At 72.5% G+C, this 10,189-nt stretch carries 10 protein-coding genes; 5 read left to right on the forward strand and 5 right to left on the reverse strand.

Features of this window, described 5'->3' with window-relative positions; genetic code table 11:
• Window positions 1-153: 153 nt before the first annotated feature.
• Window positions 154-1,026: a polysaccharide deacetylase family protein gene (locus BFF77_RS24140; RefSeq protein ID WP_066953347.1), complete on the forward strand. Its 873-nt coding sequence runs from the start codon at window positions 154-156 to the stop codon at window positions 1,024-1,026.
• A 140-nt stretch (window positions 1,027-1,166) separates the two neighbouring features.
• Window positions 1,167-2,276 carry a DUF5925 domain-containing protein gene (locus tag BFF77_RS24145; protein ID WP_066953349.1) on the forward strand — a complete coding sequence of 370 codons (1,110 nt, stop codon included), beginning with the start codon at window positions 1,167-1,169 and terminating at the stop codon, window positions 2,274-2,276.
• A gap of 115 nt (window positions 2,277-2,391) precedes the next feature.
• On the opposite strand, the gene BFF77_RS24150 is transcribed toward BFF77_RS24145, so the two are convergent.
• Window positions 2,392-2,766, reverse strand: a complete 375-nt coding sequence (locus BFF77_RS24150; protein WP_066953351.1) for a GntR family transcriptional regulator — start codon at window positions 2,764-2,766, stop codon at window positions 2,392-2,394.
• 96 nt (window positions 2,767-2,862) lie between these two features.
• Between BFF77_RS24150 and BFF77_RS24155 the strand changes: the two genes are divergently transcribed.
• On the forward strand, window positions 2,863-3,783 hold the full coding sequence (locus BFF77_RS24155; RefSeq protein ID WP_066953353.1) for a GNAT family N-acetyltransferase: 921 nt from the start codon (window positions 2,863-2,865) through the stop codon (window positions 3,781-3,783).
• Between the two features lie 135 nt (window positions 3,784-3,918).
• Here BFF77_RS24155 and BFF77_RS24160 read toward each other — a convergent pair whose 3' ends face one another.
• The 3 genes from BFF77_RS24160 to BFF77_RS24170 all read right to left on the reverse strand — a co-directional run bounded on the left by BFF77_RS24160 (window position 3,919) and on the right by BFF77_RS24170 (window position 7,085).
• Window positions 3,919-5,421: a tripartite tricarboxylate transporter permease gene (locus BFF77_RS24160; RefSeq protein WP_066953355.1), complete on the reverse strand. Its 1,503-nt coding sequence runs from the start codon at window positions 5,419-5,421 to the stop codon at window positions 3,919-3,921.
• A 3-nt stretch (window positions 5,422-5,424) separates the two neighbouring features.
• The gene (locus BFF77_RS24165; protein WP_066953369.1) at window positions 5,425-5,949 is read right to left on the reverse strand and encodes a tripartite tricarboxylate transporter TctB family protein; all 525 of its coding nucleotides are present in this window, start codon (window positions 5,947-5,949) and stop codon (window positions 5,425-5,427) included.
• 152 nt (window positions 5,950-6,101) lie between these two features.
• Entirely contained in the window at window positions 6,102-7,085 is a 984-nt protein-coding gene (locus BFF77_RS24170) for a Bug family tripartite tricarboxylate transporter substrate binding protein (RefSeq protein WP_066953357.1), read from the reverse strand.
• A 121-nt stretch (window positions 7,086-7,206) separates the two neighbouring features.
• On the opposite strand from BFF77_RS24170, the gene BFF77_RS24175 reads away from it, so the two are divergent.
• Complete coding sequence (locus tag BFF77_RS24175; protein WP_211280306.1) at window positions 7,207-7,893, forward strand: response regulator; 687 nt, start codon at window positions 7,207-7,209, stop codon at window positions 7,891-7,893.
• Here BFF77_RS24175 and BFF77_RS24180 read toward each other — a convergent pair.
• Window positions 7,875-8,708, reverse strand: a complete 834-nt coding sequence (locus BFF77_RS24180) for a putative protein N(5)-glutamine methyltransferase (RefSeq protein WP_066953359.1) — start codon at window positions 8,706-8,708, stop codon at window positions 7,875-7,877. The genes BFF77_RS24175 and BFF77_RS24180 overlap by 19 nt on opposite strands.
• A 425-nt stretch (window positions 8,709-9,133) precedes the next feature.
• On the opposite strand from BFF77_RS24180, the gene BFF77_RS24185 reads away from it, so the two are divergent.
• The coding region (locus tag BFF77_RS24185) for a lytic polysaccharide monooxygenase (RefSeq protein ID WP_066953361.1) at window positions 9,134-10,189 on the forward strand (1,056 nt) is incomplete at its 3' end.

Below are 10,189 nucleotides of genomic sequence, written 5' to 3' on the forward strand. Positions count from 1 at the left end.
GGGCGCGGCGGCTCCGGTGGCTCCGGTGGACGCGGTGGACGCGGACGCACCGACGGGCGCGCCGGTCACCGGCGACGCGGACGCACCGGCGTCCGCACCGGCCTCGCCGGTCACCGCGGACCGCGGCACCCACGACCCCCGGGGGGCCGCCGTATGACGACCGCTCCGACGGGCCCGGCGGAGCGTGCGCCGGGCCCGGACGGGCCGGCGGCGGCCGTACCGATCCTCATGTACCACGCCGTCGGACACCGGCCCGCCCCCGCGACCCGCTCCCTGTCCGTCTCACCCGCGGCCTTCGCCGAGCAGATGGAGCTGCTCCGCGCACGCGGCTTCACTCCGGTCACCACGGCGCGGCTCGCCGCCGCCTGGCGGACCGGTGGCCCTTTGCCGCCCCGGCCCCTGCCGCCGCGGCCCGTACTGATCACGTTCGACGACGGCTACGAGGGTGTGCACCGGCACGCCCTGCCCGTTCTCTCCTCGTACTCCTTCACCGCCACCGTGTTCGTCTCGACCGGCTGGCTGCGCGGACCGTACGACGAGGGCGGCGCCCTCGACACCATGCTCGACTGGGACCAGACACGGGAACTGGCCGCCGCCGGCCTGGAGATCGGCGGCCACAGCCACACCCACCCCGAGCTGGACCAGCTGGACGACGAGCGGCTCGGGTCCGAGGTCCGGCTCTGCCGGGAGATCATCGCCGAGGAGCTGGGCACGGCTCCCGGCTCGTTCGCGTATCCGTACGGCTACTCCAGCCGGCGGGTACGGCGTACGGTCCGCGCGGCCGGGTTCGCCCAGTCGGTGGCGGTGGGCAACGCGCTGGCGCGGCGCGGCCAGGGCCCGTACGCCCTGGAGCGGGTGACCGTACGGCGGTGCACCGGGATCGAGGAGTTCGGACGGCTGGTCGAGGGACGGGCGGTCGCCCGCGCCTTCGCCGGCGACCGGGCGCTGACCAAGGCGTATGCCCTGGTGCGCCGCGCCCGCCGGGCGGTCGCGCTGGGCCGTACGGTGACCGCCGGCCGGCCGTGACCGGGCCGGGGCAACTGCCCGCCGACGTCCCGGCCGTACGGCGGCCGTCGGCCGGGTCCGGGCCCGACGACTCCGGCGCGGCCCGCCGCCGGAGTCAAAACACCGTGCATCGGCCGTCCCCGTGCCGGATCATGGGCGGCATGTCTGCCAAGCCTCAGGACGCACTGCCGATCCGGCTCACCGTCGACGACAGCGACTCGCCGTCGGATGTGGTCGACGCGCTGTTCCTCGGCCGTTTCGCGACGGGCGAGCAGCCGTACTCGCACAGCTCGACGATCGACCGGGTCAGGTCGGGCGTCACGCTGCTGCCGCCCGGCGCCGCCGTGCTGCGCTCGGCGCGCGACGACGACCGCAGCGCGACTCTCGCGGAGGGCGAAGGGTGGACCCTGCTCGTCTCGCGCTGGAACCGTGGCGCGGATGTCACCGTCACGGCCGTCAGCCGTGAACTCGCCGAGAAGATCCATCAGCAGGCGACCGACGGCGCGCAGGACGAGCCGGAGCCGCAGCCCGAGAATGTGACGATGGGCTTCTGGTACGTGTCGCCCAGGCGCGGCCCGCACCGCACCACCCGGCAGATCGCCGCCGGTACCTGGGACGAGGTCAGGACCAACTACACCGCGCCGGTGGCCGACGCGATGGACCGGCTGATGAAGGTGACACCGGACGACATCGCGGGCCGGCTGCTCCTGCTGCACGGCCCGCCCGGCACCGGCAAGACCTCGGCGCTGCGTACGCTGGCCCGCTCCTGGCGCGACTGGTGCCAGGTCGACTGCGTACTGGACCCGGAGCGGCTCTTCAACGACGTCGGCTATCTGATGGACATCGCGATCGGTGAGGACGACGGCTCGGCCAAGGGCCGCTGGCGGCTGCTGCTCCTGGAGGACTGCGACGAGCTGATCCGTGGCGAGGCCAAGCACACGGCGGGCCAGGCGCTGTCGCGGCTGCTGAATCTCACCGACGGCCTGCTGGGACAGGGCAGGAACGTTCTGGTGGGCGTGACGACCAACGAGGATCTGGAGCGGCTGCATCCGGCGGTGGTCCGGCCGGGCCGCTGTCTGGCCAGGATCGAGGTCGGCTCGCTGACCCGGTCGGAGGCGCTGTCCTGGCTCAGCAGGGAGGACGGCGACTGGGAGGCGTCGGTCGGCCGCGAGGGCGCGACACTGGCCGAGCTGTACGCGCTGCGCCGGGGCGGCGGCCCCGCCTCGGTCCCGGCCCAGCAGGCGGGCTCGGACGCGGGCCTCTACCTCTGATCTACCTCTGATCCGCCGCGCAGGCGCCGGTGCCGGTGCCGCCCGGCCGCCCTGGTGCCGGACGCCCGGCGCGCCTGGCGCCGTCGCCGGTCCCGGAACGGCCCCCACCGGGGGGTCAGTCCGCGTAGACGGCCCGCACCGCCTCCTCGGCGGCGGCCAGCGCGGCTGCCCGGTCCAGGCCCAGCCGCCGCGCACGCTCCGCGTACACCAGCGCGGCGCTCGCGGCCTCGCGCTCGGCGGCGTCACCGGCGGCGGCGATGAACGTACCGTTGCGGCCCCGGGTCTCGATCACTCCGTCGGACTCCAGCGCGCGATAGGCCTTGGCGACGGTGTTGGCGGCCAGCCCCAGCTCCTCGGCGAGTCCTCGTACGGTCGGCAGCCGGTATCCCACGGGCAGCGCGCCGGAGCGCGCCCGCGCCGAGATCTGCGTACGGAGCTGCTCGTACGGAGCGGTCGGGGCGGCTTGGTCGATCACGATCTTCAAGGTCACGGCTCGATTCTCCCCCACCGGGAACGGGGCGGCGGAGGAACGGTGCCGTGGAAAAGGGAAGGCGGCCCGACGGCCGCGCGCGTACCGTGCCGCTCCATGACTGTGATCGTCCGTGACTTCCGCAGCGAGGACGCCGGAGCCGTGGTCCGGCTGCGACGTGCCTGCGCTCCTTTCCTGGTGACGACGGAGGAGGCTCTCCGCTTCGATGTGGCGCACGCCAATCCCGCGAAGAAGTACCGGCTGCTGCTCGCCGAGGAGGACGGCGAACTGATCGGCTCGGCCCATACCGGCATCGCCTACGACAGCGACGATCCCGGCCAGTCGTCCGTCACTCCGCAGGTCCATCCGGAGCGCCGGGGCCGGGGCGCGGGCTCGCGGCTGCTCCGCACGGCGGAGGAGCATCTCGCGGCCGAGGGCGCGACAAGCGTCTACACCTGGGCGCTGGACGAGCCGTCGAGCCGGGCCTTCGCCGAGCGCCACGGCTACCGGCCGACGCGCCCGGCGCACTTCCAGCGTCTCGATCTGGCCGGAGGCACACTGCCGGAGCCGCCGCCCCTGCCGCCGGGTTTCGAACTGCGCACGGCGGCGGACTTCGCCGGCGATCCCCGGCCGCTGTTCGAGGCCGACGCGGAGACCACGTCCGACGAACCGAGCGACATCAGCGTCGACTTCGACGACTACGCGGACTGGCTGAACCACACCTGGAACCACCCGTTGCTGGACCGCGATCTCACCACGGTGGTGACGGTCGACGGCCGCGTCGCCGCCTTCACGGCGGCCCAGACGGACGGCCGTACCCGCTACGCGTCCGGTATGACCGGCACCCTGCGCGTACACCGCGGCCGGGGCCTCGCCAAGATCGCCAAGACCCACTCCCTCCACCGCGCCCGCGCGGCCGGCTACACCGACGCCTACACCGCCAACGACGCCGGGAACGGCCCGATGCTGGCGGTCAACCGATGGCTGGGCTACACGGTCTGCGCTTCGGAGATACGCCATGTGCGCACGCTGACCTGAGCCGCCCCCGACCGGGGCGGACCCTGGACACCGTTCGGTCGCGGCGGGCCGGCCGCCTCCCCCATGAGGGCGGGCCGGCCGCCCCGCCCTCATGGGGGAAGGGCGGGGCGGCCGGCCCGGACCGGCGGGCGCGGGTCAGGCGCCCGCCGTGGGGCGGCGGCGCGTGATGACCAGTCTCCGTATGCCGGGCCAGGCCAGCAGGAGCACGATCACGGCGTACACCGCCACCGAGAACGGCGTGTCGACCAGGCCGGTCACGCTGCCGTCGCTGATCTGGAGGGCCCGGCGGAGCTGCTGTTCGGCGGCCGGGCCGAGGATGACGCCGATCACGGCCGGCAGCACCGGCAGTCCGTAGCGCCGCATACCGAAGCCGATCAGACCGATGATCAGCAGGATCACCAGGTCCAGCGCCTCCCCGCCGACCGCGTACGCGCCGACGGCCGCGAAGAAGAGGATTCCCGCGTAGAGATACGGCCGCGGGATGCGCAGCAGTTTCGCCCAGACCGGCGCGAGCGGCAGATTGAGTGCGAGCAGCAGGACCATGCCGACGAAGAGCGAGGCGATCAGGCCCCAGACCAGATCGGGTTCGCGTTCGAAGAGCAGGGGTCCCGGCTGGATGCCGTACTGCTGGAAGGCGGCCAGCATCACGGCGGCGACGGCCGTCGTGGGCAGTCCGAGCGTCAGCATCGACACCAGCGTCCCGGCCGCCGAGGCGGAGGCGGCGGACTCGGGTCCCGCCACGCCCTCGATCGCGCCCTTGCCGAACTGGTCCTTGTGCCGGGAGAGCCGCTTCTCGGTGACATACGAGAGGAAGGTCGGGATCTCCGCGCCGCCGGCCGGGATCGCGCCGAACGGAAAGCCGATGACCGGGCCGCGCAGCCACGGCCGCCAGGTGCGCCGGATGTCGTCCCTGCCGAGCCAGGGACGGCCGACCGGGATCGCCTCACCCGTGGAGCGGCGCAGATGCGCGGCGACCCAGAGGGCCTCGCCGATCGCGAAGAGACCGACCGCGACGATCACCACGTCGATGCCGTCGGCGAGTTGGAGCACGCCGTAGGTCAGCCGCTGCTGACCGGTCATCTGGTCGAGGCCGACCAGACCGAGCGTGAGACCGATGAGCAGCGAGGCGAGACCGCGGATACGGGACGAGCCGAGCACGGAGGTGACGGCGATGAACGCCAGCACCATGATCGCGAAGTAGTCGGGCGCGCCGATGTCCACGGCGAGCGACGCCACCGTCGGCGCCAGGACCACCAGCAGGATCGTGCCGATCATGCCGCCCGCGAAGTGCCCGCCCGCGGCGGCGGCCAGCGCCTGGGCGCCGCGTCCCGCCTTGGCCATCGGATTGCCCTCGATCGCGGCCACGACCGCGGCGCTCTCGCCCGGGGTGTTGAGCAGGATCGAGGTGGTGGAGCCGCCGAACATCGCGCCGTAGTAGATACCGGCGAACATGATGAACGCGCCGGTCGGGTCGAGTCCGTACGTCACCGGGAGCAGCAGCGCGACCGCCATGGCGGGTCCGATGCCGGGCAGTACACCGATCGCCGTCCCGAGCAGCACACCGATCGCGGCCCAGAGCAGATTCATCGGCGTGAGCGCCGTGCCGAAGCCGTCCAGAAGGGAGTTGAGGGAGTCCATCGGTCACAGCACCCCCATCAGCGGGCCACCGGGGAGGGGGACACCGAGCAGGTTGTCGAAGACGAAGTAGGTGACGAGCGACAGGGCGGCGGCGATCAGCGGATCGCGGTCGTAGTGGCGGCTGCCGAGCGCGTACGCCGAGCCCCAGAAGAGCAGGGCGCCGGAGACGGGAAAGCCGAGCGGGCCGATGAGCACGGCGTTCGCGAGGAAGACGCCGGCGAGGAGCAGGACCGTGCGCCAGTCGGCGGGCCCGCTCAGATCGATGTCCTCGCCGCCCTCCGCCTCGCCCCGGCCGCCGCGCAGGATGTCCAGGGTGAGCAGGACGGCGACGACCAGCAGACCGATGCCGACGACGACCGGGACGGTCCTGGGGCCGACCGGTCCGCGCTGGGTGATGTCGACGTTCATGGTGAGCGCGTCGGTGAGGACGAGGACGCCGAGGACGAGCAGCAGCAGGCCGACACCGAGCTCGGAGTGCTCGCTCAGCCATGAGCCGCGCGGGGCGGGCGGTGTCTGCGAGGCCTCCAGCGCCGGTGAGGCCGTGGAGGCCGTTGTGGCTCGCGGTGCCTGGGGGTTCGCGGGCTGCCGTGGGGGCTCCGGTGCCCGCGCGGCTTCCGGCCCCTGCGGGGTCTCCGGCCGCCGTGGCGTGCCGGAGGTTCCGGGCGTACCGGTCTCGCTGTTCACAGTCCCAGCTCCTTCAGGACGGAGTCCACACGCCGGTCCTCCTCGGCGAGGAACTCGCCGAACTCGTCACCCGGGAGGTAGGCGTCGTCCCAGCCGTTCTTCTCCAGGGACTCCCGCCACCGGGGCGAGTCGTGGAGCGTGTCGAAGAAGGCGAGCAGCTTGGCGCGTTCGGCGTCGGAGAGGCCGGGCGGCGCCACGACACCGCGCCAGTTGGTGAAGTCGGTGTCGAGACCGGACTCCCGGAGCGTGGGCGCGTCGAGGCCGGGGATCCGCTCGGGTCCGGTGACCGCGAGGAGCCGTAGCTCACCGGCCTTGATCTGGTCGAGGTACTCGCCGAGGCCGGAGACTCCGAAGGCGACCTTGTCGCCGAGGATCGAGGCGAGGAGTTCCCCGCCGCCGTCGAACGGGACGTAGTTGACGGTCTTCGGCGCGATCCCGGCGGCCTTCGCCATCAGCATGGGAGCGAGATGGTCGGGTCCGCCGGGCGAGGAGCCGCCGCCGACGGGCACCTTGGCCGGATCGGCCCGCCAGGCATCGATCAGCTCGCCGATGGTCCGGTACGGGGAGTCCTTGCCGACGACGACGATGTCGGACTCCTCGGTGATCCGGGCGATCGGCGTCGTGTCGGCGAGTGTCCTGGGCGTCTTGTTGGTGTGGACGGCACCGACCACACCGAGACCCATCGACATGGCGAGCTTGCCGTTGCCGTGTTCACCGACGAGCCGGGTGAGACCGACGGTGCCGCCGGCGCCCGGCAGGTTGAACACCTCGATGTTGTGGGTGAGTTCTCCGTCCTCGGCGTTCTTGGCCATGGTGCGGGCGGTGATGTCGTAACCGCCGCCAGGGGTGTTGGGGACCATGAACCGCAGGCCGGGAATCTGCGTACCGGTGTCCGCGCCCGTGCCCGACGAGAGCAACGGCGGCCCCACCAGCACCAGGAGCGCCGACCCGAGCAGGGCCAGAGGGGTGCGCAATCGCACGTCTGCCGCCTTTCGGAAAGCTTGTGAAGTGGGCCACATGTTGCCTGTGCGTTAACAAGCTGTCTCGCTTCCGGAATCAACGGACGTTGTGGTCATTGAGGTCGCGGCCTAGCGTGGCGGGGTGACGAAAGTGCTGGTGGTGGACGACGACTTCATGGTCGCGAAACTGCACAGCCGCTATGTGTCCGCACTGGACGGTTTCACGGTCGTCGGAGTGGCGCACAGCGGCGCGGAGGCGCTGCGCGCGGCCGAGCGGCTGAGGCCGGACCTTGTCCTGCTCGACATCTATCTGCCCGACATGGACGGCATCGCCGTACTGCGCGGACTGCGCGCGGCGGAGGAGCGGGACGGGAGCCGGGTCAGTGTCGACGCGCTGTTCATCACGGCGGCGCGGGACGCGGGAGTGATCCGCGCGGCGCTGCGCGCGGGCGCGCTGCACTATCTGATCAAGCCCTTCAACCAGGGCGCGCTTCAGGAGCAGTTGCGGCACATCGCCTCTCTGCGTACGCGCCTCGCCGGTCTCGGCGAGGCGCGTCAGGAGGACGTCGACCACATCTTCGGCACGCGCCCGCCCGGCAGCCGCGCGCTGCCCAAGGGCCTCGCGGCCCACACGGCCGATCTGGTGGAGGGCGTTCTGCGCCGGCACAAGGACGGTCTGTCGGCGACGGAGTGCGCGGACGCGGGGGCGCTGTCCCGGGTGAGCGCCCGCCGCTATCTGGAGTACTTCGCGGAAACGGGCCGGGCCGAGATCTCCCTCCGCTACGGCGGCACGGGCCGCCCGGAACGCCGCTACCGCTGGATCGGCTGAGCGCCTCCCGTACCGCCCGGCCCGGTTCCGACGACCACCGTGGCGTACAGCTCCTCCGAGCGGGCCACCCGCGGCACCAGCCCGCTCCGCGCGAAGGTCTCCACCGCCAGGGGCGCTTGGCGCTCGCTCGTCTCGACCAGCAGGGAGCCGCCGGGGGCCAGCCAGTCGGGCGCCGCCGCCGTCACCCGGCGCAGCACGTCGAGGCCGTCCGCGCCACCGTCGAGGGCCACGCGCGCCTCGTGTATCCGGGCCTCCGGGGGCAGCAGCCCGACCTCCTCGGTCGGTACGTACGGCACATTGGCGAGCAGTACGTCCACCCGGCCCCGCAGCGCGCCGGGCAGCGGATCGTAGAGATCGCCCTCGTACACCCGGCCGCCGACGGCGTCGACATTGCGCCGGGCGCACCGCACCGCGGCGGGATCGATGTCGGTGGCGTACAGCTCGGCCCGGTCCAGGGCCATGGCCAGCGCCGCGCCCAACGCGCCGGAGCCGCAGCACAGATCGACCACGACGGCGTTCGGCCGGGCGAGGGCGACGGCCTCACGGACGAGGAACTCGGTGCGGCGGCGCGGCACGAAGACCCCGGGATCCACGGCGATCCGCAGACCGCGGAACTCGGCCCAGCCGAGCACATGTTCAAGAGGCAGTCCGGCGACGCGCCGGTCCACCATCGCGGTGAGTTCGGCCGCGGTCCCCGCGGTGGAGACGAGCAGACGCGCCTCGTCCTCCGCGAAGACACAGCCCGCCGCGCGGAGCCTGGCGACGACCGCGGACGGAGCGGGAGACGGGGAGGAAGCGGAGGGAGAAGCTGACATGGGAAGCCTTTCGGAATGCCGATGGGCACTCCCGGCGGTCACCTATGTCGATGGACCGCACGGCCGTGGGAGGGGAGCACCCGACCTGGTACAGCGGTAATGGGTCTCGCCTCCTTCGGTAGGTCCGTGCACTGCCTGCGACGGCCACCCTACCCGAGTCCGTGCCGGGCCCGGCCGGGCGGCCCGCGCGAGGGGCTTCCCGGGCCGCCGCGGAGCGGTCCGCGGGAGGGCGTGCCGAGCGGCTTCCTGAGCCCACTCTTAGTCTCACCTTAAGTGCGGCATAAGGATCGCCCGCACCTTGTCCGAGCAGCCGATTCAGGGGTTCTCAGGGGCTAGCTTGCTGATCGCCGGGGCGGCGTTCGACGGGGAGGTCGTCTGTCGCCCCGGCGCGTTCCGCCAGCGCCGTTCCGAAGGAGAACCTGTTCATGACCGCTCGCCGTACGGCCGCCGGAATCGTCGTCCTCGGTCTTGTCCCGCTCGCGTTGACCGGGCTCTCCGCCGCTCCGGCCGACGCCCATGGATCACTGACGGATCCGGTCAGCCGGGTCGCGGCCTGCTACGCGGAAGGACCCGAGAACCCGCGGTCGGCGGCGTGCCGGGCGGCGGTCGCGGCCGGCGGCACGCAGGCGCTCTACGACTGGAACGAGGTCAATATCGCCGACGCGGCGGGGAATCACCAGCGGTTGATACCGGACGGAAAGCTGTGCAGCGCGGGCCGGGACAAGTACAAGGGGCTCGATCTGGCGCGCGGCGACTGGCCGTCGTCCCCGATGACGGCGGGCAACAGGACCTTCCGCTACAAGGCCACCGCACCGCACAAGGGCTCCTTCGAGCTGTATCTCACCAAGGACGGCTACGACCCGGGCAAGCCGCTGAAGTGGTCGGATCTGGAGGCGAAGCCGTTCCTCAAGGTCACCGACCCGAAGCTGGAGAACGGCGAGTACGTCTTCGGCGGGATCGTTCCCAACAGGTCCGGCCGCCATCTCATCTACTCCGTCTGGCAGCGCTCGGACAGCCCCGAGGCCTTCTACACCTGCTCCGACGTGGTCTTCGGCAAGGACAACGGCGCCGCGGGCGGCGGCACTCCGGCGACGCCCGCGCCGACCGCCTCCGCGCCCACCGACGAGGAGATCGCGGACGGCGCGGACAAGTCCACCGTCGAACACAACGGCCACGGTGACACCGGCACACACACCGACACCGCCGCCGGCAACACCGGCACCACCGACAACACTGCCGACACCGCCGACACGGACACCGCCGACACCGCCGCCGAGGCCTACGGCGACACCAACTCCCCGGAGACGAAGGCCGTCGGCGCCGCCGACGAGCAATCCCCCGCCGAGCGGCCCGCCACGGAGCAGCCGGTCACCGGACAGCAGAACCTCGCCGAGACCGGTGGCTCCGGCGCCACCCCGTATCTCGCGATCGGCGGCACGACGGTCCTCGCCATCGGCGCCGCCCTGCTGTTCGCCACGGCC

It is taken from the genome of Streptomyces lushanensis (assembly GCF_001700515.1).
Taxonomy (GTDB): Bacteria; Actinomycetota; Actinomycetes; order Streptomycetales; family Streptomycetaceae; genus Streptomyces; species Streptomyces lushanensis.

What these genes read in the sequence shown, in the direction of transcription:
- BFF77_RS24155 (WP_066953353.1), top strand. Translation starts at nt 2,863, where the DNA reads ATGACTGTGATCGTCCGTGACTTCCGCAGCGAGGACGCCGGAGCCGTG.
- BFF77_RS24145 (WP_066953349.1), top strand. Translation starts at nt 1,167, where the DNA reads ATGTCTGCCAAGCCTCAGGACGCACTGCCGATCCGGCTCACCGTCGAC.
- BFF77_RS24160 (WP_066953355.1), bottom strand. Translation starts at nt 5,421, where the DNA reads ATGGACTCCCTCAACTCCCTTCTGGACGGCTTCGGCACGGCGCTCACG.
- BFF77_RS24180 (WP_066953359.1), bottom strand. Translation starts at nt 8,708, where the DNA reads ATGTCAGCTTCTCCCTCCGCTTCCTCCCCGTCTCCCGCTCCGTCCGCG.
- BFF77_RS24140 (WP_066953347.1), top strand. Translation starts at nt 154, where the DNA reads ATGACGACCGCTCCGACGGGCCCGGCGGAGCGTGCGCCGGGCCCGGAC.